The sequence below is a fragment of the Aeromonas sp. R5-1 genome (assembly GCF_040908265.1).
Classification (GTDB): Bacteria; Pseudomonadota; Gammaproteobacteria; order Enterobacterales; family Aeromonadaceae; genus Aeromonas; species Aeromonas caviae.
Genome location: NZ_JBFODJ010000013.1, coordinates 82,602 through 108,280, shown reverse-complemented (window position 1 = coordinate 108,280; position 25,679 = coordinate 82,602). Strand labels below are relative to the sequence as shown.

General features: G+C 62.7%; 21 protein-coding genes. 14 read left to right on the top strand and 7 right to left on the bottom strand.

The window, feature by feature from the left end; genetic code table 11:
* Positions 1 to 62 precede the first annotated feature (62 nt).
* Genes AB5Y64_RS02220 through AB5Y64_RS02210 form a run of 3 tightly spaced genes read left to right on the top strand, consistent with a single transcriptional unit; the run spans position 63 to position 7,555 of the window.
* Positions 63 to 4,337 carry a transporter substrate-binding domain-containing protein gene (locus AB5Y64_RS02220; RefSeq protein WP_368203198.1) on the top strand — a complete coding sequence of 1,425 codons (4,275 nt, stop codon included), beginning with the start codon at positions 63 to 65 and terminating at the stop codon, positions 4,335 to 4,337.
* Positions 4,330 to 5,541, top strand: coding sequence for an EAL domain-containing protein (locus AB5Y64_RS02215; RefSeq protein WP_041214588.1), 1,212 nt, complete (start codon positions 4,330 to 4,332; stop codon positions 5,539 to 5,541). Before AB5Y64_RS02220 ends, AB5Y64_RS02215 begins: the two co-directional genes overlap by 8 nt.
* Positions 5,542 to 5,578: 37 nt before the next feature.
* Positions 5,579 to 7,555 (top strand): methyl-accepting chemotaxis protein, encoded by a 1,977-nt coding sequence (locus AB5Y64_RS02210; protein WP_368203197.1) that lies wholly within the window; start codon positions 5,579 to 5,581, stop codon positions 7,553 to 7,555.
* A 167-nt stretch (positions 7,556 to 7,722) separates the two neighbouring features.
* Here the strand turns inward: AB5Y64_RS02210 and rfaH are convergent, their stop codons facing one another.
* The 4 genes from rfaH to metN all read right to left on the bottom strand — a co-directional run bounded on the left by rfaH (position 7,723) and on the right by metN (position 10,825).
* Positions 7,723 to 8,223, bottom strand: coding sequence for a transcription/translation regulatory transformer protein RfaH (rfaH, locus tag AB5Y64_RS02205; RefSeq protein ID WP_010673182.1), 501 nt, complete (start codon positions 8,221 to 8,223; stop codon positions 7,723 to 7,725).
* A 97-nt stretch (positions 8,224 to 8,320) separates the two neighbouring features.
* Complete coding sequence (gene metQ / locus AB5Y64_RS02200) at positions 8,321 to 9,121, bottom strand: methionine ABC transporter substrate-binding lipoprotein MetQ (RefSeq protein ID WP_010673183.1); 801 nt, start codon at positions 9,119 to 9,121, stop codon at positions 8,321 to 8,323.
* Positions 9,122 to 9,147: 26 nt separating this feature from the next.
* Positions 9,148 to 9,801, bottom strand: coding sequence for a methionine ABC transporter permease (locus AB5Y64_RS02195; protein WP_029313844.1), 654 nt, complete (start codon positions 9,799 to 9,801; stop codon positions 9,148 to 9,150).
* A complete protein-coding gene (metN, locus tag AB5Y64_RS02190) occupies positions 9,782 to 10,825 on the bottom strand; it encodes a methionine ABC transporter ATP-binding protein MetN (RefSeq protein WP_039040957.1) in 1,044 nt (347 codons plus the stop codon). Before metN ends, AB5Y64_RS02195 begins: the two co-directional genes overlap by 20 nt.
* Before the next feature lie 472 nt (positions 10,826 to 11,297).
* Between metN and AB5Y64_RS02185 the strand changes: the two genes are divergently transcribed.
* The gene (locus AB5Y64_RS02185; RefSeq protein WP_010673186.1) at positions 11,298 to 11,753 is read left to right on the top strand and encodes a hypothetical protein; all 456 of its coding nucleotides are present in this window, start codon (positions 11,298 to 11,300) and stop codon (positions 11,751 to 11,753) included.
* Positions 11,754 to 11,805: 52 nt separating this feature from the next.
* Here AB5Y64_RS02185 and ppgK read toward each other — a convergent pair whose 3' ends face one another.
* Together ppgK and queG are read right to left on the bottom strand one after the other, a co-directional pair.
* Entirely contained in the window at positions 11,806 to 12,549 is a 744-nt protein-coding gene (ppgK, locus tag AB5Y64_RS02180) for a polyphosphate--glucose phosphotransferase (RefSeq protein ID WP_010673187.1), read from the bottom strand.
* Between the two features lie 83 nt (positions 12,550 to 12,632).
* The gene (gene queG / locus AB5Y64_RS02175; protein ID WP_201890642.1) at positions 12,633 to 13,787 is read right to left on the bottom strand and encodes a tRNA epoxyqueuosine(34) reductase QueG; all 1,155 of its coding nucleotides are present in this window, start codon (positions 13,785 to 13,787) and stop codon (positions 12,633 to 12,635) included.
* Between the two features lie 99 nt (positions 13,788 to 13,886).
* On the opposite strand from queG, the gene AB5Y64_RS02170 reads away from it, so the two are divergent.
* The 10 genes from AB5Y64_RS02170 to AB5Y64_RS02125 all read left to right on the top strand — a co-directional run bounded on the left by AB5Y64_RS02170 (position 13,887) and on the right by AB5Y64_RS02125 (position 24,529).
* Entirely contained in the window at positions 13,887 to 15,389 is a 1,503-nt protein-coding gene (locus AB5Y64_RS02170; protein WP_368203196.1) for an NAD(P)H-hydrate dehydratase, read from the top strand.
* 17 nt (positions 15,390 to 15,406) lie between these two features.
* Complete coding sequence (gene tsaE, locus AB5Y64_RS02165; RefSeq protein WP_109111729.1) at positions 15,407 to 15,880, top strand: tRNA (adenosine(37)-N6)-threonylcarbamoyltransferase complex ATPase subunit type 1 TsaE; 474 nt, start codon at positions 15,407 to 15,409, stop codon at positions 15,878 to 15,880.
* Between the two features lie 23 nt (positions 15,881 to 15,903).
* On the top strand, positions 15,904 to 17,421 hold the full coding sequence (locus AB5Y64_RS02160; protein WP_202395083.1) for an N-acetylmuramoyl-L-alanine amidase: 1,518 nt from the start codon (positions 15,904 to 15,906) through the stop codon (positions 17,419 to 17,421).
* Between the two features lie 105 nt (positions 17,422 to 17,526).
* Positions 17,527 to 19,410 (top strand): DNA mismatch repair endonuclease MutL, encoded by a 1,884-nt coding sequence (mutL, locus tag AB5Y64_RS02155; RefSeq protein WP_368203195.1) that lies wholly within the window; start codon positions 17,527 to 17,529, stop codon positions 19,408 to 19,410.
* A 92-nt stretch (positions 19,411 to 19,502) separates the two neighbouring features.
* A complete protein-coding gene (gene miaA, locus AB5Y64_RS02150) occupies positions 19,503 to 20,420 on the top strand; it encodes a tRNA (adenosine(37)-N6)-dimethylallyltransferase MiaA (protein WP_161470477.1) in 918 nt (305 codons plus the stop codon).
* A 72-nt stretch (positions 20,421 to 20,492) separates the two neighbouring features.
* Positions 20,493 to 20,756 carry an RNA chaperone Hfq gene (hfq, locus tag AB5Y64_RS02145; protein ID WP_011704864.1) on the top strand — a complete coding sequence of 88 codons (264 nt, stop codon included), beginning with the start codon at positions 20,493 to 20,495 and terminating at the stop codon, positions 20,754 to 20,756.
* Between the two features lie 63 nt (positions 20,757 to 20,819).
* Positions 20,820 to 22,106 (top strand): ribosome rescue GTPase HflX, encoded by a 1,287-nt coding sequence (gene hflX, locus AB5Y64_RS02140; protein WP_161470478.1) that lies wholly within the window; start codon positions 20,820 to 20,822, stop codon positions 22,104 to 22,106.
* A 91-nt stretch (positions 22,107 to 22,197) separates the two neighbouring features.
* Positions 22,198 to 23,349: an FtsH protease activity modulator HflK gene (gene hflK / locus AB5Y64_RS02135; protein ID WP_010673195.1), complete on the top strand. Its 1,152-nt coding sequence runs from the start codon at positions 22,198 to 22,200 to the stop codon at positions 23,347 to 23,349.
* Positions 23,350 to 23,352: 3 nt separating this feature from the next.
* Positions 23,353 to 24,237 (top strand): protease modulator HflC, encoded by an 885-nt coding sequence (gene hflC, locus AB5Y64_RS02130; protein ID WP_010673196.1) that lies wholly within the window; start codon positions 23,353 to 23,355, stop codon positions 24,235 to 24,237.
* A 91-nt stretch (positions 24,238 to 24,328) separates the two neighbouring features.
* Complete coding sequence (locus AB5Y64_RS02125; RefSeq protein WP_043152561.1) at positions 24,329 to 24,529, top strand: DUF2065 family protein; 201 nt, start codon at positions 24,329 to 24,331, stop codon at positions 24,527 to 24,529.
* A gap of 76 nt (positions 24,530 to 24,605) precedes the next feature.
* On the opposite strand, the gene ispB is transcribed toward AB5Y64_RS02125, so the two are convergent.
* On the bottom strand, positions 24,606 to 25,577 hold the full coding sequence (gene ispB, locus AB5Y64_RS02120) for an octaprenyl diphosphate synthase (protein ID WP_043152564.1): 972 nt from the start codon (positions 25,575 to 25,577) through the stop codon (positions 24,606 to 24,608).
* Positions 25,578 to 25,679 lie beyond the last annotated feature (102 nt).

Genomic DNA, 25,679 nt, shown 5'->3' with positions numbered 1-25,679 from the left:
TAGTTGTCGCACATTGCGCCAAACACTCTATGATCCCCCTCCGTTTCGTATGGGAGTTGATAATGTTCCGCCGCTGCTGTCGTCTCATCTTGCTATGTGGTCTGGCTTTCTGGAGCCTGATGGTTGCGGCTGCGCCGGCGCAACTGGACCAGAGCAACTTCACCCTGGACGAACTGCACTGGCTTGCCACCCATGATGAACTGGTCGTCGGCATGCCTTCGGCGGCTTGGCCACCCTATGTCTATACCGATGGGCGCGGCAACTTCACCGGCCCCCTGGATGAGTTCGCCTCCCAGATTGCAGCCAGGCTGGGGGTGAGCCTTCGCTACCGTGCCTATGCCAACAATGCGGCGGTCCAGCAGGCCTTGCTGGATGGCAAGGTCGACATGTTGATCGGGGTGGCACCGAGCCCGACCCGCACCCTGCAGATGCAATTTACCTCCGAGCTGATGGCACTGCCCCGCGCCGTGCTGCTGACGGGGGGGCGGGAGAGCCTCTCCCTGGAGGAGGCCTATGGGGTGCGCTGGGTCTGCGTCTTCGGTGTCAGCGCCTGCGATGAGCTGCTGCGCCTTGGGATCTCGAACCTGATCACGGCCGACAGCCGGGACGAGGCGATCTTCATGCTCAAGGAGGGCAAGGCGGATGCCTACCTGGCCGAGCTGCCCATGCTGAACAGGCTGCAAGCCATGGCGGGCATGGCGCTGGCCAGGATCGACTGGATGAGGGATACCTCCCTCGCCATGGCCGTGGCGCCCAGGAATGATGTCTTGCAGGGATTGCTGGAGCGGGCCCTCGAGGACATCTCTCCCTTGGAGCGTCGCGCCATTCTGGAGGCGGGGGACATCCTCGACTATGCCTTGGTGAAAAGGAGCAGGGAGATCGTCTTCAATCCGCAGGAGCAGGCGTGGTTGCAAGCACATCCGGTCATCCGCTACGGGGTTGCCCCGGATTGGCCCGGGATGAGCGAGGTGGACGACAGGGGGCGGCTCAAGGGGCTCATTGCCGATCTGCTGACACTGATGAGCCAGCGTGCCGGGCTTCAGTTCACCCTGGTGCCGACTCGGAGCTGGGCCCAGAGCATGGCGCTCTTCCAGGATCGCAAGCTGGATCTCATCCCGGCCATGACTCCCACCGCGGAGCGTCAGCAGTTTGCCCGGTTTACCCCCAACTACGCGTCGATCAACCGGGTGGTCGTGGCGAGGCAGGGGATGGCCGAGCTCACCGCCGCCAGGGCACTGAAAGGGCACAGGGTGGGCATGGTAGGGGGCTCGGTGGAGCAGGTCTTGCTGAACGAGGTGGGGGCCATCGCCGTGCCGGTGGCCAGCGATGCCGAATTGCTGCCCCTGCTGGACCAGCAGAAGGTCGACTATGTGCTGATGAGCACCACCACCCTGGAGCAGTCGCTGCAAAAGGGATTCAGCGACCGCTACCAGGTGGTCTTCTCCGGCAGCGACCTGCGGGTACCCATCGCCATGGCGACCCAGTTGCAGGACCCCATGCTGCAGCAGATCCTCACCAAGGTGTTGATCGCCATTCCCCCCGACGAGCTCTCCGCCCTGGAGAAAAAGTGGCTCTCCCTGACCATACAGACGGGACTGGATCCGAAGACGGTGCTGCTCTGGTCCTCCCTTGGCGGCGGCATCTTCCTGCTCTGCCTCTTGCTGTTCATGGGCTGGAACCGGACGCTGCGCCGCCAGATCAGCCAGCGGCGGGAGGCCGAGCGGCGGCTCGAGGAGCAGCTGGTGTTTGTCCAGATGATGCTGGATGCCCTGCCCAACCAGGTGGTGCTGACCAACGAGCGCTATGAAGTGGCAATGACGAACCGGGCGTATCGGCAGATGTTCCTCGGCGGGGAGAATCTGACGGGCTCCTATGAGCGGTTGCTCCAGGATCGATTACCCGAGTCGATCCGCGCCAGGGTGATGGAGGAGGATGCCAGCGTCTGGGAGAGCGGAGAGGAGCTTCATGGCCGGGGCGAGATCCGGTTTGATGACGATCGCCTGCACCAGATGATCTACACCAAGCGGCTCTTTGCGGGGCCCGATGACAAGCGGCTCGGGATCCTGACCGTGCTGACCGACGTGACCGAGCTGGAGCAGGCGCGGTTTGCGGCCCAGGAGGCGCAGACCCGGCTGACCCAGATCACCGACAGCATGCCGGGTCTGGTCTATCAGTATCACTGGCTTGGGCCGGGCAAGGGGCACTTCCTCTACACCTCGCAAGGGGTCAGGGAGATGGTGGGGGTCGAAGAGGAGCAGGCCGGCATGGCGGTCACCGGTGCCTCCATCCTGGGGCTGACAGGCAAGGCGCACCAGGACTTCGTGGCCACGGTGGATCGTCATGCCCTGAGCATGCAGCCGCTGGATCTCGAGGTGGAGATCCGGCGCCAGGGGGAGGCGGGCTATTTGCAGATCCGTGGTCACTTCGTTCACCAGGAGGGGCTTGAAGGGGTCATATTGAACGGCGTGGTGCAGGACATCACCAAGCTCAAGCGCCAGGAGCTGGAGCTGCGCCAGGCCAGGCGGGTGGCGGAGGAGGCGACCCAGGCGCGCAGCCGCTTCCTCGCCACCATGAGTCATGAGCTTCGCACTCCCATCTCCGGCATGCACGGCATGCTGGAGCTGCTGCAAATGAGCCCGCTGGATGACGATCAGCGCTACATGTTGCGCAATATCTCGACCTCCACCAACCACCTGCTCTATCTGGTGAACGACATCCTGGACTTCTCCAAGATGGAAGCCGGGCAGTTGCAACTGCATCCCCATCACTGCCGCCTGACCTCGGTGATTTGCGATGTCATCCGGGGACATGCGGCCCTGGCCTATGGCAAGGGACTCAACGTGACGCTGCGGTGGGGGAAGACTGTGCCGGATCTGGCCTGCATCGACGGGATAAGGGTGGGGCAGGTGATCTCCAATCTGTTGAACAACGCGGTGAAGTTCACCGAGGCAGGGGCGATCGCCATCCAGGTGGATTATGAAGACGACCGGCTGGCCTTCCGGATCCGGGATACCGGGATAGGCATCGCCCTGGAGCAGCAGCGCACCCTCTTCATCCCGTTCAAGCAGGTGGAGTCCGACACCAACCGCCGGTTTGGCGGCACCGGGCTCGGGCTTGCCATCTGTCATCAACTCACCCAGAAAATGGGGGGGAGCCTGACCCTGGAGAGTACCCCCGGAATGGGCACCTGCGTGACTTTCACGTTGCCTCTGGCCGAGTGCCAGTGGGAAGCGCCCCCCCTGACCGGCCAGGTATGGTGGTGGTTTGGGGAGGATGAGGGGCTGGAATCGGTGATGGCCAGGCTGGGCGCCAGACTGGTTCGCATGGAGGCACACCATTGGCAGCAGCCCCTCGAGGGGCATCTGCTGGCGCAGGAGAATCACCTGGAGCAGGCCCTTGGCAGTGACTGGCTGGCCTGTTTGCAGCGTTCGAACCTCAAGGGCATAGTACTCTCTCCCCATGAGGCCCTGCGGGGGCGCATGGGGGGCGACGCCTGGTGGCGACTGGGACAATCGTCTCTCTACCCCGATCTGTTGCTGGAAACCTGCCAGTCACTGTTCAACCAGCAGGCGAGCCAGTCGATGGGGATGGAGGGGGAGAAGCTCAGGGGGCGGGTGCTGGTGGCGGATGATCACCCCGTCAACCGGGCATTGCTGACGAGGCAGCTCGCTATCCTGGGGCTTGAATCCGAGGTGGTGGAAGATGGCGAGGAAGCGCTGCGCGCCTGGCAGGGGCAGGATTTCGCCCTGCTGCTGACCGACTGCCACATGCCGGTGATGGATGGCTATGCCCTCACGCGAGCCTTGCGGGATGCCGGGGACAGTGCTCCCATTATCGGGGTGACGGCCGATACCTCTGAGGAGGCGAGCCAGCAGATGCGTGATGCCGGCATGAACGACATGCTGTTCAAGCCCTACAGTCTGGATGCCCTGAGCCAGACCCTGGGACGCTGGTTGCCGACTCAGGAAGAACAGCTCGCTTCGGAGGCGCCCCGGCAAGCCAGGGTTCAGCTGCCAGGCATAAGCTGGTTGACCCTGTTCGGGGATGAGGCGGTGGCTCGCAGCATGGCCAGCGAATACCTGGACGCCAACGAGCAGGATGGCGAGGACATGAGGCTGGCGCTGGCCAGCCAGGATACCCAGGCGCTGGTGGAGACGGCACATCGCATCAAGGGGGCCGCGCGCATGGTAGGACAGCAGGCATTGGCAGAGGAGGCGGCCCGGCTGGAGGCGGCGGCCAGATTGAAACAACTGGACAAGCTCGATGACCTGGCCAGGGCGGTACAGGCATTGATGGACTCTATCAGAGGTGAAACGGGGTTATGGCTCGATGAATAGCGCACGGCATGAGTTGGCGATCATGGTGGTGGAGGATCACAACTTCCAGCGCAAGGCCCTGATGCACCAGATCCGTGGACTGGGCTACGGCAACCTGCTGGAGGCGCAGGACGGGGAGGAGGCGCTGGCACAGTGCCAGCACCACAGGGTCGACATCCTGTTCTGCGATCTGCGCATGCCCGGCATGGATGGCATGGCGCTGCTGCGCCGCCTCTCCCTTGGCGGGTTCCGCGGCGGCATTGTGCTGTGCAGCGCCCTGGAGGATGACGTGGTCGATGCCGTGCTGCGCATGAGCCGGGCCTATGGCCTGCAGGTGCTGGGGCGCATCGAGAAACCCGCGTCTCCCCAGCAGATCGCGCAGCTCATCGGTGCCTGGCGGCCCCAGCAGGTGCGCAGCCAGGAAGAGGATGGTTATCACCTGACCCTGGATGAGCTGCGCCGGGCGCTGGATCAGGACCAGTTGCTGCCCTGGTATCAACCCAAGGTGGGTTTTCACAACGGGGAGTGGCTCGGCATGGAGGCGCTTGCCCGCTGGCAGCACCCCGAATATGGCCTCATCTCGCCGGCCCGTTTCATCCCGCTGGCGGAGCACAACGGGCTCATCGACCCGCTCACCGAGGTGATCATCGGCAAGGCGCTGCGGGACGGCCACCTGTGGGAGAAGACCGGGCTCTCCCTGAACCTGTCGATGAACCTCTCCACCACCTCCCTCATCGAGGGGGATCTGTGCAACACCCTGCTCAGTCACTGCCAGCGCTGGAGCATCAACCCCGAGCTCATCACCCTCGAAGTGACCGAGAGCGCCTTCGTCAAGGATCTCGGCAAGTCGCTGGAGGTGCTGACCCGCTTGCGGATGCACGGTTTTGGCCTCTCCATCGATGATTTCGGGACCGGCTACTCCTCCATGCAGCAGCTCGCCCTGCTCCCCTTTACCGAGTTGAAACTGGACAGATCCTTCGTGGATCGCTGCTATGAAGATCCCTCTCGCCTAGCCATCATCGAGTCCAGCATCGAGCTGGCTCGCAAGTTGGGCTTGAAATCGGTGGCCGAGGGGGTCGAAGATGAGGCGACCTGGCAATTGCTGGCGAAGCTGGGGTGCGATCAATGCCAGGGCTTCTTCTCCGCCCGCCCCATGCCCCGCGAGGAGCTGATGGGATGGCATCAGGGTTGGCAGGCTCGTTTGCCCGCGCTCATCAGACGCTAATCCCGGGCAGGATGCCCGACGAATTCCAAGGATGGCCATGAAAATATCAAGCAAGTTGTTGTTGAGCTTCTGTTTTATCAACCTGCTCATCATTCTCTCCTCCGCCCTTGTCTATCATCAGCTCGGCCGGATCGAAGGCTCGCAAGATGCCTTGCTGGCCCAGGCCCTGCCCGCCCTGCAGCGGGACGAGGCGAGCCAGAAAGCCCTGATTGCCACCGTTTCATCCCTGCGGGCCTATCTCATCCTCGGCAAGGATCCGGCACAGGGTGATCGCATCAAGCAGGAGTGGGAAGAGGCCTGGCACGCCATCGATCGCCAGCGTTTCACCCCCGACCTGACCCGGGCACTCAAGGATTTCAAGGGGGCACAGTCACAGGTGTGGGCCCTGGCTCACACCGAAGAGAACCTGCCCGCCCACACCCTGATGCTGCTGGAGGCCGGCCCCCTGGCGGAGTCGGCCCTCGATCAGTTGCAGTCTTTTGCCAATGAAGAGGTGGCGACGCCCCAGGCGACGTTGCCTGGTGACAGGCGCCTGCTGCTCAAGCAGGTGGGGGATGCCTACAACAGCCTGGGCAATGCGCTCTCCGCCCTGCGGGATTTCCTCATCTCGGGGGAGAAGGAGTACCTGGACAAGTACCGGGACTACTACCAGTTTCACCAGCAGCGGGTGGCCGAGCTGAAACAGCAAGAGGCCAACTTCACCGAGGCACAAAAGGGGCTCTGGACGCTCTTTGAAGAGATGTCAACCCCCTTTGCCGAGCTGGTCGGCCAGGTGATCGAGAAGCGCCAGGCCCCGGACTGGGACAGGGCCAACCACCTGATGGCCACCGAGATAGAGCCCGCCCTGACCCGGCTGGCGGATCAGCTGGCGACCCAGGTGACCCATACCCGTGCCGAGGTGGACAAGATGGCGGGGGAGATGGCGGCCGCCAGTCAGGCCATTCACCGCACCCTGCTGCTGGCCACCACCAGCGTCATCCTACTGGGCACCCTGGTGGCCCTGCTGTTCAGCCGGCGCCTGACCCGGGACATCGCCAGCCTGGTGAAACGGGCGGGCCTGGTGGCCGATGGCCGCCTCCCCGTCACCCCCTTGCCCGTGCTTCGTCAGGATGAGCTGGGAGGGCTCACGGGCTCCATCAATCGGATGTCGGCACAGTTGCGCGAGCTGGTGGGGGAGATCCAGGGGGCGGTCGGTCAGGTGGAAGGGGCTGGCCGCGAGGTGGGCCAGACCACCAATGCCATCGTGGATGATCTGGCGAGCCAGAATCAGCGGCTCGATGCGGTGGCAGCCGCCATCGAGCAGATGTCGGTCAGTACCCGGGATGTGGCGGGCAACATTGCGGACGCGGCGGGAGCGGCTCGCCAGACCGAGCAACAGGCAAGGGAGGGGGAGCAGGCCCTCGCCCGTATGGGGACCACCATGGCGCAGATTGGTGCCATGATTGCCCAGGCAAACCAGGCGATGACGCAGCTCAGCAGCCAGAGCGAGCAAGTGGGGAGGGTCACCGAAGTGATCGCCACCATCGCCGAACAGACCAATCTGCTGGCACTCAATGCGGCCATCGAGGCGGCGCGGGCCGGTGAGCAGGGACGGGGATTTGCCGTGGTGGCCGATGAAGTGAGGCAGTTGGCCAGCCGCACCAGCGCATCGACCATGGAGATCAACCAGACCATTGCCAGCATCCAGCAGCAGACCCGGGAGACCGCGGATACCGTGGGCAGCGGCACCCTGCTGGTGGAGCAGGGGCGCGGCGCCGTGGCCTCGGTGACCGAGACCCTGGAGTCGATGGCGACGCTGGTGCAGGATCTCAGCGGCCAGCTTGCCGCCATCGCCACCGCCACCGAGCAGCAGTCAAGGGCGGCGCAGGAGGTGGCGGGCACGGTGGAGGAGATTGCCGGGCTCAGCCATCAGTCCAGCGAGCATGGCCAGCAGGGGGAGCAGATCGCCGCCCGCCTGACCCGGGAGACCGGGAGACTGACATCGGCCATCAGCCGCTTCGAACTGGATGCCTGACGCAAGTGAGAGAAAAACGGGGCAGACCTCTGGGTCTGCCCCGTTTTTTTCGGCCCGAAAACCTGGTGGTGGAAGGATGCACGCCGCAGGTGCGGTCCTGACCGTTCGGAAGCTGGGGGATGGTGTCTTGTGTACTGCCCTGTGGCTCTTTCTGCCGGCAGGACGGGTCACTCCAGGCGGCGGAAGGCCTGGTTTTCGAAGCTGCTGCAGGTCTCCTGGTTGAGCAGGTTGACCAGCAGGATGGCCCGCTTTTCGCCATCCGGTTCCAGATAGATGGCTTCAAACCCGGCGAGGGGGCCGGATTCGATAAGTACCTTGTCTCCCTGGGTCGGCAGGCGGGCATAGCTGGCGCGCGCCTCGTCGCTGTCGTCCCGGCTCATGAGCCGGTAGATCAGCTGGCTGCTGACGGGGGTCCACTCCTTGCCGAAGTGGATGATGCGACTGATGCCCCGGGTCGATTTCAGGGTGACCGGGGTGACCTCTTCCAGATCCACGTAGATGAAGAGATAGTTGGGGAACATGGGCTCGCGCTGGGGCACGCGCTTGCCTCGCCGCAGTTTTTCAATCTCGACCATGGGGTAATAGGATTCAACGCCCTGGGCTGCCAGATGGGCGCGGGCGCGGGCCTCTTCCTTGGGTTTGCAGTAGGCCAGATACCATTTCTTCATTGTTGTTCTGTTTTTCGTGTTGCCGTGCTTGTGGCTATGATAACGGGGGTAAAAAAAAAGGCCACGCTTGACGTGGCCTTTTTTCCAGAGTGAGTGATTACCAACCTTTCACCAGACCGCCCTTGAACAGCTCGGTCCCCTTCTTGAAGACCTCGTCGGTCTGGAAGGACTGGACGAACTCCTTGACCTTCTCGTCGTCCTTGTTGTTCTCGCGAGCAACGATCAGGTTGACGTAGGGGGACTCCTTGTCTTCGACAAACAGGCCGTTCTCGGTCGGGGTCAGACCAATCTGACCGGCGAAGGTGTTGTTGATGATGGCCAGATCCACGTCTTCCAGGGAGCGCGGCAGTTGTGCGGCTTCCAGCTCGACGATCTTGAAGTTGCGCGGGTTGCTGGCGATGTCCAGTACGGTCGCTTCCAGACCGGCACCCTCTTTCAGCTTCAGCAGGCCCTGCTTCTCCAGCAGGATCAGGGAACGACCCAGGTTGGTCGGATCGTTCGGCACCGCGATCTGGGCACCGTCTTTCAGCTCGGACAGGGCCTTGACCTTCTTGGAGTAACCGGCGATCGGGTAGACGAAGGTGTTGCCGACCGGCACCAGCTTGAAGCCGCGATCACGGATCTGGGCATCCAGGTAGGGCTTGTGCTGGAAGGCGTTGACGTCGACGCTGCCGTCGTTCAGGGCCACGTTCGGGGTGACGTAGTCGGAGAAGGTGACCACTTCGACGGTCAGGCCGTATTTTTCCTTGGCAACCTTGGCCGCGGTCTCAACCAGCTCGGTCTCGGGACCGGCGATGGCGCCCACCTTCAGGGTCTTGTTCTCTTCCTTCTGGCCGCAGCCGACCAGTACCAGGGTTGCCAGCAGCGCAGCTGCTGCGGATTTGATGCCCAATTTCATAAAAACCTCCTGTCAGAAATCGACGATTAACGATGATCACATTGTTTGACCAGGCGCTCACCCGCGCTCTGGATGAGTTGAACCAGCACCACCAGAATGACCACGGTGACCAGCATGACGGTGGGATCGAAACGCTGGTAGCCGTAGCGAATACCCACATCACCGAGACCACCGCCTCCGATGGCACCTGCCATGGCGGAGTAGTTCACCAGGGTGACGAGGGTGATGATGACGCTGTTGAGGATCCCCGGCAGGGCCTCGGGCAGCAGCACCTTGGCGATGATTTGCAGGGGCTTGGCCCCCATGGCCTTGGCCGCTTCCAGCAGGCCGTCAGGCACCTCCATCAGGGCCCCTTCCACCAGGCGGGCGATGAAGGGAATGCAGCCCACGGTCAGCGGCACGATGGCGGCGATGGTGCCGATGCTGGTGCCGACGATGAAGCGGGTCAACGGAATGATGGCGACCAGCAGAATGATGAAGGGCACCGAGCGACCGACGTTGACGATGACGCCCAGGACCTTGTTGAGCAGCGGATTGGCCAGGATCTGGCCCGCCTTGGTCACGTGCAGCGCCACGCCGAGCGGCAGGCCGAGCAGGCAGCCGAACAGGGCGGAGGCAAACACCATGATGAGGGTGTCGCCCAGAGCCGAAATCAGCAGATTAATCATTGCTTCGGACATAACCCATTACCTCCAGCTGAATGTGGTTGTCGATGAGGAACTGCTGGGTGGCCTCGCACTGGGCCTCGTCCCCGAACAGTTCCGCCAGCAGGAAGCCGAACTTGACGCCACCGGCGTATTCGATGTCTGCGCTCAGGATGCTGATGTCGATGTTGAAACGGCGGCTCGCCTCGGAAATCAGCGGCGAATCCACCGTGGTCCCGGTAAAGCCGAGCTTCACCAGGGGATAGCTGCCGGGCACCCGGTCGCTACTCATCCGATCCTGATACTCTTGGGGCACTTCCAGGTGGATGGTGGAGTGGATGAAATCCCGGGCCAGCTGGGTCTTGGCATTGCTGAAGAACCAGGCCACTTCCCCCTGCTCGATGAGACGGCCGTCGCTGATGATGGCCACTTCGTCGCAGATCCCCTTCACCACGTCCATTTCGTGGGTGATGAGCAGTATGGTGAGCCCCAGCTTGACGTTGATCTCCTTGAGCAGGGTCAGGATCGAGCGGGTGGTCTGGGGGTCGAGGGCCGAGGTGGCCTCGTCGCACAGCAGGACCTTGGGAGCCGGTGCCAGGGCACGGGCGATGGCGACGCGCTGCTTCTGCCCGCCGGAGAGCTCGGACGGATAGGCGTGGGCACGGGCTTCCAGCCCGACCAGGGCCAGCAGTTCGCTGACCCGGCTCTGGATCTTGTCCTTGCTCCAGCCCGCCAGTTCCAGCGGGAAGGCGATGTTGGCGGAGACGGTGCGAGAGGCCAGCAGGTTGAAGTGCTGGAAGATCATGCCGATCTGGCGGCGAGCCTGAGTCAGATCCCGCTCGCTGAGGGCGACCAGGTCCTGGCCATCGACGATGACCTGCCCCTCGGTGGGGCGCTCCAGCAGGTTGACGCAGCGGATGAGGGTACTCTTGCCGGCACCGGAGGCACCGATCACCCCGAAGATCTTGCCTTGGGGCACATGCAGGCTCACGTCACGCAGGGCGTGCACGGCATCACTGCCTTTACCGTAGACTTTGTTGAGACCGATCAACTTAATCATGGATTCTTCCGTGCTAACAGCCTTAAAGCACAGGGCGCTACAGGCGGGTAAATTGGGCAGAGGTTTCACTGGGTAGCTCTGTCATCATGGAGGATGATGCTAAGATGTCCGGATGGCTGTGTCAACGCATGTTTTTACGTCTAGACGTCTAAAAAATGGATAAGGATTCCCGCCATTTGACTATGGTGTGGAGGTATCACCACCAGCATCAATATTAGATTCCGATTTGATGACTCTAGTCCGAATATAAGCTGGTAAATATCTTTTATGTCGTCGATTTGATGCCTCCCCTTCGGACAAGGTGCCCGGTTGTCCGGGCAGTCTCGCTGCCGGTTTCCCCTTCCTCCTGCCGTCTCTTTTCCTGCTTTCTTTTCCATCTCCTTGATGCAGAACAATAAATGACCAGTTTGTGGCCGTGTCGACATGCCAGCTCCCTATACTGGCTGCAGGTGGATGCCAGGAGGGAGGCGAGATGCGATTCCAACAGATCAAGGACCTGATGCTCTATCTCGAGGAGCTTCATCATCGGCAAGGGCACATTTACGGGCGCCAGATCCCCCGGGTGGATGCTGAGCGCAGCAGAATGTTGCTGGCCTATCTGCAAGGGCGGGAGGATGCCGCGGCGGCTCATCTGCACGATTATCGCGAGCAGATGGGCAGCGCGGTGAAGGAGACCTGGCTGGATCAGGGGTTTGGCGAGGATCTGCTGGCCGAGGGGGATCGTCTGGCGCTGCCCGCCACAACCCAGCCCGCGGAGATAGTGGCCCTGGTGTCACGCCAGGAGGAGAGGCTCATCGGCGAGCTGGAACGTCTGGCCCGGGAGTGCCCCACGCCCGACACGGCGGCGCTGCTGAAAGCCCTGGCCTCCATGGCCCAATCCCGCCTGACCCGTCTGGTACACGGTGCTCATCGCCTCGACGATCTCTGAGCCCGGATGAGAGAGACCCGGCACGGGCCGGGTCTTCTGATGTTGCTGGCGGTCAGCCCCCTTGCCGGGCCGCGCCATAGAGGGCGGCGCCTATGATGCCGGCCTGGTTGAGGTTCGCGGCCGCCACCAGGGGAGCCCGGGTCTCAATCTTGTCGATGAACTTGTCGAGCTTGGCGGCGCTGCCGCCCCCCAGGATGAAGAGGTCGGGGGAGAACAGAAACTCCAGGCGAGCCAGGTATTTGTTGAAACGTTTGCCCCAGCGGCCCCAGGAAAGATCCTCGCGCTTGCGCACCGCATCGGAGCAATAGTGTTCGGCCACCATGCCTTCCAGCATCAGGTGACCCAGCTCGGTATTGGGCAGCAACTGACCATTGACGAAGACGGCGGTACCGATGCCGGTGCCGACGGTGATGAGAATGATGACGCCCTGGCGATCCTGCCCGGTGCCAAAGCGCATCTCCGCCAGACCGGCCGCATCGGCGTCGTTCAGGACATGGCAGGGCAGGCCGGTCACATCGGCAAACAGGTGGGCGGCATCGGTCTCAATCCAGCTCTTGTCGATGTTGGAGGCATTCTTGGCGATGCCGTTGTGGATGGTGGCGGGAAAACCGCACCCCACGGGACCCTTCCATTGGAAGTGTTCGACCAGCGCCTTGAGGGTGTGTGCCACGGCGGCCGGGGTTGCCGGTTGCGGTGTGGCGATGCGGTGGCGTTCGCCAATCAGCTCCCCGGTTTCGGTGTCGACCAGGCAGCCCTTGATCCCGGACCCCCCAATATCTACTCCCAGCATCTGCATCAGAATCTTCCTTTTATTGTGCCGATGTTCAATGGTCGGCAGAGCATGAAAAAATGGCTGCGATCCGGCAAGGGCCAGATCACTTATGCGTGATCCGGCAGACCTTTTTCGATGCAGCGGATCAGCAATCGCGTCTTTTTATTCTCTTCCTGCTGACGCCTGGCCAGGGTCGCCAGCGCCCACTCGATATGCTCGGCCACCATGGGCGCCGCCTCAGGCAGCGCCTGTTGCAGGGCGGCCAGGACCTCGCTGCTGGCCGGTCCGTTGCCAAGGGCCACCGCCAGGTTGCGGCGCCAGCGCTGATAGCCGATGCGGCGGATGGGGCTGCCTTCCGTGTGCTTGAGAAACTCGGCCTCGCTCCAGCCCCACAAGGTCAAGAGGGGCGGGCGGTGCAGATTGGGGCGGGGGCTGAAGTCGGGCTCCGGGCTGGCATTGGCATAGCGGTTCCAGGGGCAGATGAGCTGGCAGTCGTCACAGCCATAGATGCGATTGCCCATGAGCGGCCTGAACTCCTCGGGAATGGGGCCGTCGTTCTCGATGGTGAGATAGGAGATGCAGCGCCGTCCGTCTACCACATAGGGGGCGATGATGGCACCGGTGGGGCAGATATTGATGCAGGCCACGCACTTGCCACACAGCTCCTTCTCCACCGGGGTATCCACGGGCAGCGGCAGGGCGATGAGCAATTCTCCCAGAAAGAAGAAGGAGCCGGCGGACTCGTTGATCAGCAGCGAGTGCTTGCCCACCCAGCCAAGGCCCGCCTTGGCCGCTAGCGGCCTTTCCAGAATAGGGGCCGAGTCGACGAAGGGGCGCCACTCGCCCAGGGTTTGTCCCGCCGCCTGCAACAGGGTTTCGCACCGCAGCTCGATGCGCTCCCCCAACTGTTTGAGCCGGTTGCGCAGCACCTTGTGGTAGTCGCGGCCGAGGGCATAGCGGCTGATGTAGCCGAGGGTGGGATTGCGCAGGGTGGCGGCAAAGCCCGCCTCGAACGGGAGGTAGTTCATCCGCACCGAGATGACCCGCAAGGTGCCCGGCAACAGCTCGTGGGGGCGGGCCCTCATCATGCCGTGGCGCGCCATGTAGTCCATGGTCCCGTGATAACCGGCATCCAGCCAGGCCTGCAACCTTGGCTCTTCCAGGGTGAGGTCGGTGTCGGCGATGCCGACCTGGTCAAATCCTAGCTCCCTTGCCCAGAGCTTGATATCGTGGGCCAGTTGCGCAAGTTCGGCAGCCGTCATGCAGCATCCCCCCTCTGCCTGTAGGAGTGTGGCAGGCGCAGGGCGGCAATATGGCGTGCCAGTTGCCGGGTCATGGGATGATGAAACGTGGGGGCCGTCATGGTAGAGGTGTTCGGGGACGCTATCCGCAAAAATGAGTGGGAGAGTCTAGCACAACCCCTGTGGCGGGCCGAGCAGATCCGCAGCATGGAACGGCGCTGGGCCGAGCAGGAGGGGTTGCCCCTCTATGTGCTGATGGAGCGGGCCGGGAATGCGCTGTGCAACTATGCCTGTCACCACTGGCCCGACAGCCGTCAGTGGTGGATCTTCGTCGGCCCTGGCAACAACGGTGGGGATGGCTACGTGCTGGCCCGCCTTGCCCGGCGCATCGGCCTCGAACCTCTGGTGATTGCCGCCCGGGCTCCCGGCCTGCTGAGGGGAGATGCCAGGCGGGCTGCCGAAGAGTGGCTCGCATCGGGGGGGAGCGTGACCATGGCCGAGGATCTGCTGCCCGCCACGCTGCCGCCGCCGGATCTGGTCATAGACGCACTGCTCGGTACCGGCGTCCAGCTTCCCCTCTCCTCGTCAATGACAAAGATCGTCGCAACAATCAATGGCTTGAACGCGCCCGTGCTGGCGGTGGATCTCCCCTCCGGTCTCCATGCCGACACCGGCCGCGCCATGGGCGCACTGGTGCGTGCCACCCGCACCCTCACTTTCATCGGCATCAAGCAGGGCATGCTCACCGCCGACGGGGTGGACGGAGTCGGCCACCTCGACCGGGATCCCCTGGGAGTGACGCCGGGGGAGGAACGGGTTCCCGCTGCCGAGCGGATCGATTATCCCAGCCTCAAGGGGTTGCTGACCCCGCGCAGGCGCTCGGCTCACAAGGGACACAGCGGCAAGGTACTGCTGACGGGGGGGAACCTCGGGATGCAGGGGGCCATCCTGCTGGCGGGTCAGGCCTGTCTGCGGGCGGGGGCGGGATTGGTACGCCTGCGCCAGCACCCGGATTGCCCTGCGGCCAGCCTGGTTCAACCCGAGCTGATGGGATGCCCGGCGGACATGGATGAAGGGTGGGCATCGGTGCAGGTACTGGGCCCCGGGCTCGGTCAGGATGAGTGGGGCCGGGACCGGTTCGAACAGGGCATCGGAGCCGCCGTGCCACTGGTATTGGACGCCGATGGATTGAATTGGCTGGCGCAGGCCCCCCGTCATCAGGATAATTGGGTGCTCACGCCCCACCCCGGGGAGGCGGCTCGCCTGCTGGGTTGCTCCATCGCCGAGGTCGAGGGGGACAGGTTTGCGGCCGTCTCGCGACTGCAACAGCGCTACGGTGGTGTGGTGTTGCTCAAGGGGGCGGGGTCGCTCATCTGCGACGGCAGGCGCATTTCCCTGTGCGACGAGGGCAACCCCGGCATGGCCAGTGGCGGCATGGGTGACCTCTTGTCTGGTATAATCGCCGCCCTTCTGGCTCAGGGCTGGTCTGCGGGCATGGCCACCCGACTCGGGGCCGTGATCCACGCAGAGGCCGCCGATCTGGCCGCTGCCGAGGGTGAGAGGGGCATGCTGGCATCGGATCTGCTGCCCTGGATCCGTCGTCTGGTCAATCCGACACAGTAACAAGTAACAAGAAGAACATGGCAAAAACGTTGATGATGACACTGCCGGACGAGGCAGCAACAGTGGCGCTGGGTGGCCGTCTGGCAAAGGCGTGCCAACAGGCCACCACGGTATTTCTGCACGGTGCCCTCGGGGCCGGCAAAACCACCCTGACCCGAGGCTGGGTGCAGGGACTGGGTCATGAGGGCAAGGTCAAGAGTCCGACCTATACCCTGGTGGAGCCCTATGAGCTTGCCCAGTGGCAGGTCTATCACTTCGATCTCTATCGACTGGCCGACCCGGAAGAGCTGGAGTTCATGGGCATTCGCGACTATTTCGCCGCCGATACCCTCTGCCTGGTGGAGTGGCCAGAGAAGGGCGAGGGCTGGCTGCCAGCCCCGGATCTCGAGATCACCCTGAGTTATGCAAACGAGCAGCGCGCGGTGCAGATTGATGCCCGCACTGCTATCGGCGAAGCCATTCTGGAACGGTTGTCATCTCAGTGCGCGTGATCCTTGTTTTTGTTCTCTCCCTGATGGCATTGCCCACCTGGGCCAATCAGCTCAAGAGTGTGCGGGTGTGGCCATCACCGGACAACACCCGGGTGGTGCTCGACATGAGCAGCGCCCCCAATTTCAACTACTTCACCCTGACCGGTCCGAACCGTCTGGTCATCGACCTGAAAGGGGCGAGCAACGCCACCAACCTGGCCCGCATCGAGAACAAGAGCGAGCTGGTGCGCAAGATCCGCGAGAGCACGCCGCTGGAGAAGGGCGGCCTGCGACTGGTGCTGGATCTCGGCTCTGCCATCAAGCCGGTGGTCTTCCCGCTGGCGCCGGCAGGTCCCTATGGCCACCGTCTGGTGATCGATCTTCCCTATGAAGAGAAGGGGAGCGCTGCGGCGCAGCCCGCTCCCGTCGGGGGGCACGGCAAGGCCATCGTCATCGCCATCGATCCTGGTCACGGCGGGGAAGACCCGGGCTCCATCGGCCCGCGCCGCACCTACGAGAAACGGGTGACCCTGGCGGTCTCCCAGAAGCTGGCGACCCTCATCGACCGGGAGCCCGGCATGCGCGCCGTGCTGACCCGCCGTGGCGACTACTTCGTCGATCTCAACAAACGCTCCGAGATTGCCCGCAAGGCCAAGGCAGACCTGCTGGTGTCAGTGCATGCCGACAGCTTCCACAACTCGACCCCGCGCGGCGCCTCCGTCTGGGTGCTGTCGACCAACCGCGCCAACCGCGAGATGGGTAGCTGGCTCGAGAAGCAGGAGAAACAGGGGGAACTGCTGGGAGGCGTTGGCAAGGTATTGGCCGAGTCTGATCCCAACCCCTATCTGGCGCAGACCTTCCTGGATCTCTCCATGGACAAGTCCAGGGCCGAAGGCTATGACGTCAGCCGCCAGATCCTGCGCTCGCTCGGGCGGGTGGCCAGATTGCACAAGAAGGCGCCGGAACATGCGAGTCTGGCGGTGCTGAAGGCGCCGGACATCCCCTCGGTACTGGTGGAGACGGGCTTTATCTCGAACCACGCCGAGGAGAAGCTGCTGGCCACCGCCAGCTATCAGGATCAGCTGGCCCGGGCCATCTTCGAGGGGATCCGCAACTATTACCGCAGTCATCCGACCAAGGGGCCCATGCTCACCGGCAAGGGCCAGGTTGCTGCCCCGCCGCGTCAGGCGCCTGCCAACAAGCCGGTCGCTGTCAGCAAGCCGGCTGCCCAGCCAACGCAGCAGGTCGTGACCAACCGGATGCCGGCGAGCGAGCCCTATCGCGTCGGTGAGGGCGGCGCCCCGGTCAGCAGCGTCGGCAGCGCCTCCGGTGCCGGCGTGATCAAACCTTACAAGGTCGCAGCCCAGGAGCCGAGTGCGCCGGTAGCCAGCGTGCAGAGCAACGACAAGTCCAACATGATCCGCCACGTGGTCACCCGTGGTCAGAGTCTCTCCCGGCTCGCCGAGAAACATGGGGTGAGTCAGGCGCGACTGGTGGAGATCAACAAGCTTAAGTCGCGGGACATCCAGATAGGGCAGGTGCTCTATATTCCGCGAAAATAGCGCGGGTGAAGAACGCCGCCCTTCTCTGCCGATGGCAGGGAGGGGCGGTGAGCATTGATGGCGCCAGGTCCACCTCTTCCCCTTTTTCATCTGCAGGAGCAAGCGATGCCAATCCGTATATTGCCGCCGATTCTGGCCAACCAGATTGCTGCCGGTGAGGTGGTGGAGCGGCCCTCCTCCGTGGTCAAGGAGCTGGTGGAAAACAGCCTGGATGCGGGGGCTGACCGGGTCGAGATCGACATCGACAAGGGAGGCGCCAAGCTTATCCGCATTCGTGACAACGGCTGCGGTGTCGCCAGGGATGAGCTGGTGCTGGCGCTGTCGCGCCACGCCACCTCCAAGGTGGCGACCCTGGACGATCTGGAAGGGATCAACAGCCTGGGCTTTCGCGGGGAGGCGCTCGCCTCCATCAGCTCCGTCTCCCGCCTCACCTTCACCTCCCGTACGGCAGAGCAGAGCGAGGCCTGGCAGGCCCAGGCGGAAGGGCGTGAGATGAGCGTCACCGTCAAGCCGGCGGCCCACCCGGTGGGCACCACGGTGGAGGTGGTGGATCTCTTCTTCAACACCCCGGCGCGGCGCAAGTTCATGCGCAGCGAAAAGACCGAATTTGCCCACATCGACGAACTGGTGCGCCGCATCGCGCTCTCCCGCTTCGACGCCACCCTGATCCTGCGTCACAACGGCAAAGTGGTGCGCCAGTACAAGGCGGCCAACACGGTGGCGGAGCAGGAGCGCCGCCTTGCCGCCGTCTGCGGCTCCCCCTTCATGCACCATGCCCTGGCGGTATCGAGCGAACACAGCGACGTGCGGTTGTGGGGCTGGCTGGCCACTCCGGCAGGGGCCAGGCCGCAGAACGACCTGCAATACACTTATGTCAATGGCCGCATGATGCGGGACAAGCTCATCAATCACGCCATCCGCCAGGCCTATGACGAGCTGCTGCCCGCCGATCGCTTCGCGGCCTATGTGCTTTATATCGAGCTGGATCCCCGCCAGGTGGACGTCAACGTCCATCCGGCCAAGCACGAAGTGCGTTTCCATCAGGCGCGTCTCATCCACGATTTTATCTTCCAGGCGCTGTTTACCGCCCTGCGCCAGGACGGAGCAGGGAGCGCCACCGATGAACCCCTGGCCGAGACCCAGGTCGAGCTGCCGGGCAGCCCGGAGATCACCTATCCGGGTCAGGCGCCGCGCACCGAGTGGTACGGTGCCGAACACGGCTATCGGGCTCCTGCCCCTGCACGAGATGGCGACGGCGTGCGGGAAGGCGGTGGTGGCAGGGGAGGACACTACCAGCCTCCCGAACCCCCGAGCCGGGCCGCGATGCGAGGCATGGGCGCCTTGCTCACCACCCTGCCCGAGGTGGCGATGCCGGCATCCCAGCCCGTAGCCGAGAGCGGTGCCGTCGAGACGCCAGCCCGAACGGGGGAGTGGCGCGCCCTGAGCCTGGTCGAGCAGGCCTATCTGCTGATGGAGCGTCAGGGGCAGCTGGCGCTGCTCTCCCTGGTGCGCGCCGAGCGTCTGTTGTTGCGCCACTGGCTGCTGGATGCCTGGGGCCAGGGGCTGGCGGCCCAGCCTCTGTTGCTGCCGGTCTCCTTCAAGCTGCCGAAAAACCTGGTCGCCCTGGTGGAGGAGCGGGAACGTCTGCTCAAACGCATGGGGCTGGAGTTGAAAAGCGGGGGACGCGACACCATGATCCTGACTCGGGTGCCCGCCCTGCTGCGCCAGACCGATCTGGCCCGTCTCTTACCCGAATTGTTGCAATTGGTCGAGAGCGGATCTGACAGTGATGCCGACGCGCAGGCTGGGGTACTATGCCAGTGGTTGGTGGAACAAGGCATAAGTGCCGAAAAAATATACGATTTTGCCACTGCCACCCGGTTGTTGACGGAACTTGTTGCCGATTTCAGTGACCAACTGGCAGACGTTCGCATGGTGCGCCCGTTGCCGCTGGCGAATGTGCTGGCCGAGTTTGCCGATGGCAACTGACGGCGTCTCGTCGTCTGTTGCATCCATATGACCAGTTTTATGCCGGTTCGCCCGTGAAGGGGCGGCCGAAGGGAGTGTTTAACGTGGCTGACTTGCCGACTGCAATTTTTCTGATGGGGCCGACGGCCTCCGGCAAGACGGATCTCGCCATTGAACTGTGCCAGGCCCTGCCCTGCGACATCATCAGCGTGGACTCCGCGCTCATCTATCGCGGCATGGACATAGGCACCGCCAAGCCGACGCCAGCCGAGCTGGCGCAGGCCCCGCACCGGCTCATCGACATCCTGGATCCCGCCATGAGCTATTCGGCGGCGGATTTTTGCAAGGATGCCCTGCGGGAGATGAAAGAGATCGCCGACCGTGGTCGCATTCCGCTGCTGGTGGGCGGCACCATGCTCTATTTCAAGGCGCTGCTGGAGGGGCTTTCTCCGCTGCCTTCCGCCGATCCCGCCATTCGGGCCGGCATCGAGGAAGAGGCTGCCCGCCTCGGCTGGCAGGCGCTCCATGACGAACTGGTGCGCATCGACCCGGTGGCCGGTGCCCGCATCCACCCCAACGATCCCCAGCGCCTGTGCCGGGCGCTCGAGGTTTACCGCATCAGCGGCAAGACCCTCACCGAGTTGACCCAGGTACAGGGAGAGGGGCTGCCCTACCGGGCGCTGCAGTTTGCCATCGCGCCGAGGGATCGGGCCGTGCTGCACCAGCGCATCGAGCAGCGGTTTGACAAGATGCTGGGCTGCGGCTTCGAGCAGGAGGTCAGGGCGCTTTACGAGCGGGGGGATCTCACCCCGGATCTTCCCTCCATTCGCTGCGTGGGATACCGCCAAATGTGGGACTACCTGGCGGGGGAAGTGGAGTATGATGAGATGCGTTATCGCGGCATTGTTGCCACCCGCCAGTTGGCCAAGCGTCAGATGACCTGGTTGCGCGGTTGGCCTGATGTGACCTGGTTGGAATCTGGTGAGTCTGGCAATCTGGCCAGGGTCGTCGCCCAAGCTGGTCCGGCTTGACACTCCTGTATAATCAGGTTGTTATATTGAATATCCGGTGTTTAAAAACAACAAACTATAAGGAAAAGAAAGATGGCTAAGGGGCAATCTCTCCAAGACCCGTTTTTGAATGCGCTGCGCCGTGAGCGTATTCCTGTTTCTATCTATTTGGTGAACGGCATCAAACTGCAGGGTCAGATCGAATCGTTTGACCAGTTTGTCATTCTGCTGAAGAACACCGTGAGCCAGATGGTCTACAAACACGCCATTTCCACCGTGGTGCCGGCCCGTGCCGTCAACCATCACCAGCACGCCCCGGGCGCCGCCGGTGAAGAGCAGGGTGAAGCCGAGGCGTGATATCCTGCGGCGAGTTCACTCGCCAACTCAGATCCATCATGATACCTGTCAAGGAGCAAGCGCTTGTTTGACCGTTACGAAGCTGGTGAACAGGCCGTTCTGGTACATGTCAACTTCAGCGATGAGGGCGAGCGGGAGGATCTGGACGAGCTCAAGATGCTGGTGAGCTCGGCCGGGGTCAATGCACTGGGGGTGATCACCACCAGTCGCAGCGCACCCAGCGCCAAATTTTTTGTCGGCAGCGGCAAGGCGGAAGAGATCGCGTCCCAGGTCCAGATGCTGGACGCCGACGTGGTCATCTTCAACCATGCCCTGACCCCTGCCCAGGAGCGCAACCTGGAGCGTCTGTTCCAGTGCCGGGTCGTGGACAGGACTGGTCTTATCCTCGATATCTTCGCCCAGCGCGCCCGCACTCACGAAGGCAAGTTGCAGGTCGAACTGGCCCAGTTGCGCCATCTTTCCACTCGTCTGGTGCGAGGCTGGACCCACCTTGAGCGACAAAAGGGGGGGATCGGTCTGCGCGGCCCGGGTGAAACCCAGCTTGAAACCGACCGACGCCTGCTGCGTGAGCGCATCAAGGCCATTTTGCGCCGCCTCGACAAGGTGGCCAAGCAGCGGGAGCAGGGGCGTCGTGCCCGCAACCGCAACGAGGTGCCGACCGTTTCCCTGGTGGGTTACACCAACGCCGGAAAGTCCACTTTGTTCAACCAACTTACAGCTGCCAGCGTGTATGCTGCCGACCAATTGTTCGCAACCCTGGATCCGACCCTGCGCAAATTGGTGATCCAGGATGTGGGTGATGTGATTCTGGCGGATACAGTTGGATTTATTCGACACTTGCCCCATGATCTGGTCGCGGCCTTCAAGGCGACGCTGCAGGAGACCCGCGAAGCGGACCTGCTGCTGCACGTGGTGGACTGTGCCGATGAGCAGATGCAGGAAAATATCGAGTCGGTGCAGCAGGTGCTGGCCGAGATCGAAGCCGATGACCGACCCCAGCTGATGATCTGCAACAAGATCGACAAGCTGGGTGAACATCCGGTCGGGCTGGAGCGTGACGAAGAGGGGCGCCCGGTGCGGGTCTGGCTGTCAGCCCAGACCGGGGAAGGATGTGCAGACCTGTTTACGGCCCTGACTGAATTGCTGGCCGGCTCCATGGTGCACCACACCCTGCAGTTGCCGCCTTCGGCCGCCAGATTGCGCAGTGCGCTCTATCGCCTCAAGGGCATCGAGCAGGAAGGTTTCAGCGAGGAGGGGGATTTTGTGTTGGAAGTCCGCCTGCAACTGGCTGACTGGAACCGCCTCATGAAACAAGAAGGTGATAGTTTACAACGCTTTATCAGGCATTGATTCGTCGATGAGATGAATGTTTGCTGGCTTCATCAACGGTTGATGACCCGATAGAGATGATATCCATCCGCATGTATTAATGGAGACGCTGATGGCTTGGAATGAGCCTGGTAACAACGGCAAAGACCGTGACCCCTGGGGGAACAACGGCAAGAATCAGGGACCCCCTGATTTGGACGAGATGCTGCGCAAGGTGAGCCGCCGTTTTGGTGGTCTGCTCGGTGGCGGCAAGTCTGGTGGTGGCGATGTAGGCAAGTTTGGCCTCTCCATCGCTCTGGTGGTGGCGGTAGTGGTGTGGGTCGTCAGCGGCTTCTATACCATTCGTGAAGCCGAGCGGGGCGTGGTGCTGCGCTTTGGCGAATACTCCCACAACGTGGATCCCGGCCTGCGCTGGAAGCCGACCTTCATCGACCGGGTGATCCCGGTGGACGTGGAGTCTGTCCGTTCCCTGCCGGCGTCCGGTTTCATGCTGACCCAGGATGAGAACGTGGTACGGGTCGAGATGGACGTGCAGTATCGCGTGGTCGATCCCGAGCAGTACCTGTTCAGCGTGACCAACGCCGACGAGAGCCTGAGCCAGGCCACCGACAGCGCCCTGCGCTACGTGGTGGGTCACACCCGGATGGACGATGTGCTGACCACGGGTCGTGAGAAGGTGCGTCAGGAAACCTGGCAGGTGATCGACAGCATCATCGAGCCCTATCAGATGGGTCTGCAGATCGTGGACGTCAACTTCCTGCCGGCGCGTCCGCCGGAAGAGGTGAAGGATGCGTTTGATGACGCCATCTCCGCCCAGGAAGATGAGCAGCGTTTCATCCGTGAAGCGGAAGCCTATGCCCGTGAAGTGGAGCCCAAGGCTCGTGGCCAGGTCAAACGTCTGGAGCAGGAGGCCGAAGCCTACAAGTCCCAGATCGTGTTGAAGGCCAAGGGTGAAGTCGCTCGCTTCAACGAGCTGCTGCCCCAGTATCAGGCCGCGCCCGAGCTGACCCGTGATCGTATCTACCTGGAAACCATGGAAGAGCTCTATCAGCAGGCCAACAAGGTGGTGGTCGACATGCCGGCTGGCAACAACAGCATGATCTACCTGCCGCTCGACAAGCTCTCTGGCAAGGCGAATGCCGTGCAACCGGCACGTCCTGCGGGCACCCCGGCAGTCGAGGCGGCCCAGCCGTCCAACGAAGGGGCCAACTCCACTCCGACCCCGCTGCGTGGCGGTGACCGTTTCAGCACAGGGAGAAACTGATAGATGAAAAAGCTAGCTATTGGTGTCATCGCTGTGGCCGCCATGGTCTGCTTCTCGTCCATCTTCATCGTCGATGAAGGACAGAAGGGGATCGTGGTGCAGTTTGGCAAGGTGAAACGGGTCGACTCCGGTGAACCGCGCCTGTACGAGCCGGGCCTGCACTTCAAGGTGCCGCTCATCGACCAGGTACGTAAGATGGATGCCCGCATCCAGACCCTGGAAGGCCAGGCGGATCGCTTCGTTACGTCCGAGAAGAAGGACCTCATCATCGACTCCTACGTGAAGTGGAAGATCGAGGACTTCTCCAAGTACTACCTGGCGACCGGTGGTGGCAACAAGATCCAGGCTGAAGACCTGCTCAAGCGCAAGATCAACAACGGCCTGCGTTCCGAGATCGGTAACCGTACCATCAAGGACATCGTCTCCGGCGAGCGCAGTACCGTGATGGAAGATGCCCTGATGAAGATGGCGCGCTCCTCCGAGCTCGGCATCAAGGTGGTGGATGTGCGCATCAAGCAGATCAACCTGCCGGTGGAAGTTTCCAGCTCCATCTATCAGCGGATGCGTGCCGAGCGGACCGCGGTTGCCCGTGAACACCGTTCACAGGGCCGCGAGCAGGCCGAGATCCTGCGTGCCGACATCGACCGCAAGGTGACCGTGATGATCGCCGACGCCGAGAGTAATGCCCGTCAACTGCGTGGTGAAGGGGATGCCGAAGCAGCCAGGATCTATGCCGACAGCTACAAGAAGGACCCGGAGTTCTTCAGTTTCGTGCGCAGCATGGAGGCCTATCGCAAGAGCTTCGCCGGCGGCAACGACCTCATGGTCCTGAAACCGGACAGCGAGTTCTTCCGCTACCTCAAGTCGCCGCACGGCAACAAGCAGTAAACACGTGTTGATATGACCCAAGGGCCTGATGATTCAGGCCCTTTTGTTTGCCGGTCACAGACCGGCAGGGGAACAGGGATAAGGAGAGGTGATGCTGACATCCATGTTGATGGGGCTGGGGTTGCTGCTGCTCTTCGAAGGATTGGGGCCTTTGCTTGCTCCCAGGGCATGGCAGCAGATGCTGCGCCTGCTCGGGGAGTTGCCGCCGGAACAGCTGCGCCGCATCGGCGGCTGTCTGGTGGTGGCCGGTGGTGTCATCTTGTGGGCGTTGGCCCGTTATAACCTGTGTTGATACGACAGTGGCACGGCGAATTCAGACAATAAAAAAGAGGCCAGAGGGCCTCTTTTTTATTGTCCGCCGGCTGGCATCAGGCGCTGCGCTGCACCGCCATGTGGGCCAGGGTCTCCAGCGCTTGCTTGTGCCGGGAGTCCGGCAGGATGGCGAGGGCGTCGATGGCCTTGTCAGCCTCTTCCCGAGCTCGCTGGCGGGAGTATTCGAGAGCTCCGGTGCGATCCAGGATGCCCAGAATACGCTCCAGGTGATCCATCCCGTTGCGGTGCTCGATGGCATCGCGCACCAGTTGACGCTCTTCCGGGGTACCCACTTCCATGGCACGCAACAGTGGCAGGGTCGGCTTGCCTTCGGCCAGATCGTCACCCACGTTCTTGCCCATCTCCTCGCTCTGGGAGCAGTAGTCCATCACGTCGTCGATGATCTGGAACGCGGTACCCAGGTACTTGCCGTAGTCGGTCATGGCCTGCTCGACGGGCTCGGGCTGATGGGTCAGCACGGCGGCGAGTCGGGTCGCGGCTTCAAACAGCTTGGCGGTCTTGCAGTAGATGACCGTCATGTAGCTCTCTTCCGTGGTATCCGGATCGTTGCAGTTCATCAGCTGCAGCACTTCTCCTTCGGCGATGGTATTGGTGGCATCGGAGAGGATCTCCATCACCTTCAGGTTGGAGAGTTCGCTCATCATCTGGAAGGAGCGGCTGTAGAGGTAGTCACCCACCAGGACGCTGGCGGCGTTGCCAAACAGGGCGTTGGCGGTTTCCCGGCCGCGGCGCAGGTCGGATTCGTCGACCACGTCGTCGTGCAGCAGGGTGGAGGTGTGAATGAATTCGATGATGGCGGCCAGTTTCAGGTGATCTTCACCCTCATAGCCCAGTGCGCGTGCGGCCATCACGGTCAGCATGGGGCGCATCCGTTTTCCGCCTGCACTGACAATATAGAAACCCAGCTGGTTGATCAGGCTGACATCGGACTGGAGTCTCGCCAGGATCAGTTCATTGACCGCCGTCATGTCGGCGGCACAGAGCGCACGGATAGTCTGTTGGTCCATAAGTCTCGTAACGTGACGGCAGCATTTACTGCGTTTTTAGCAATGGCGGGGATTCTACACGATTTCACAATGGGTTACAGTTAGGCGTTTATTCACGGGGGC

Excerpts from the sequence above, each read along its gene's own strand:
- AB5Y64_RS02220 (WP_368203198.1), top strand. The coding sequence starts at position 63 with ATGTTCCGCCGCTGCTGTCGTCTCATCTTGCTATGTGGTCTGGCTTTC.
- AB5Y64_RS02215 (WP_041214588.1), top strand. The coding sequence starts at position 4,330 with ATGAATAGCGCACGGCATGAGTTGGCGATCATGGTGGTGGAGGATCAC.
- AB5Y64_RS02210 (WP_368203197.1), top strand. The coding sequence starts at position 5,579 with ATGAAAATATCAAGCAAGTTGTTGTTGAGCTTCTGTTTTATCAACCTG.
- rfaH (WP_010673182.1), bottom strand. The coding sequence starts at position 8,223 with ATGAAGAAATGGTATCTGGCCTACTGCAAACCCAAGGAAGAGGCCCGC.
- metQ (WP_010673183.1), bottom strand. The coding sequence starts at position 9,121 with ATGAAATTGGGCATCAAATCCGCAGCAGCTGCGCTGCTGGCAACCCTG.
- AB5Y64_RS02195 (WP_029313844.1), bottom strand. The coding sequence starts at position 9,801 with ATGTCCGAAGCAATGATTAATCTGCTGATTTCGGCTCTGGGCGACACC.
- metN (WP_039040957.1), bottom strand. The coding sequence starts at position 10,825 with ATGATTAAGTTGATCGGTCTCAACAAAGTCTACGGTAAAGGCAGTGAT.
- AB5Y64_RS02185 (WP_010673186.1), top strand. The coding sequence starts at position 11,298 with ATGCGATTCCAACAGATCAAGGACCTGATGCTCTATCTCGAGGAGCTT.
- ppgK (WP_010673187.1), bottom strand. The coding sequence starts at position 12,549 with ATGCAGATGCTGGGAGTAGATATTGGGGGGTCCGGGATCAAGGGCTGC.
- queG (WP_201890642.1), bottom strand. The coding sequence starts at position 13,787 with ATGACGGCTGCCGAACTTGCGCAACTGGCCCACGATATCAAGCTCTGG.
- AB5Y64_RS02170 (WP_368203196.1), top strand. The coding sequence starts at position 13,887 with ATGGTAGAGGTGTTCGGGGACGCTATCCGCAAAAATGAGTGGGAGAGT.
- tsaE (WP_109111729.1), top strand. The coding sequence starts at position 15,407 with ATGGCAAAAACGTTGATGATGACACTGCCGGACGAGGCAGCAACAGTG.
- AB5Y64_RS02160 (WP_202395083.1), top strand. The coding sequence starts at position 15,904 with ATGGCATTGCCCACCTGGGCCAATCAGCTCAAGAGTGTGCGGGTGTGG.
- mutL (WP_368203195.1), top strand. The coding sequence starts at position 17,527 with ATGCCAATCCGTATATTGCCGCCGATTCTGGCCAACCAGATTGCTGCC.
- hfq (WP_011704864.1), top strand. The coding sequence starts at position 20,493 with ATGGCTAAGGGGCAATCTCTCCAAGACCCGTTTTTGAATGCGCTGCGC.
- hflK (WP_010673195.1), top strand. The coding sequence starts at position 22,198 with ATGGCTTGGAATGAGCCTGGTAACAACGGCAAAGACCGTGACCCCTGG.
- hflC (WP_010673196.1), top strand. The coding sequence starts at position 23,353 with ATGAAAAAGCTAGCTATTGGTGTCATCGCTGTGGCCGCCATGGTCTGC.
- AB5Y64_RS02125 (WP_043152561.1), top strand. The coding sequence starts at position 24,329 with ATGCTGACATCCATGTTGATGGGGCTGGGGTTGCTGCTGCTCTTCGAA.
- ispB (WP_043152564.1), bottom strand. The coding sequence starts at position 25,577 with ATGGACCAACAGACTATCCGTGCGCTCTGTGCCGCCGACATGACGGCG.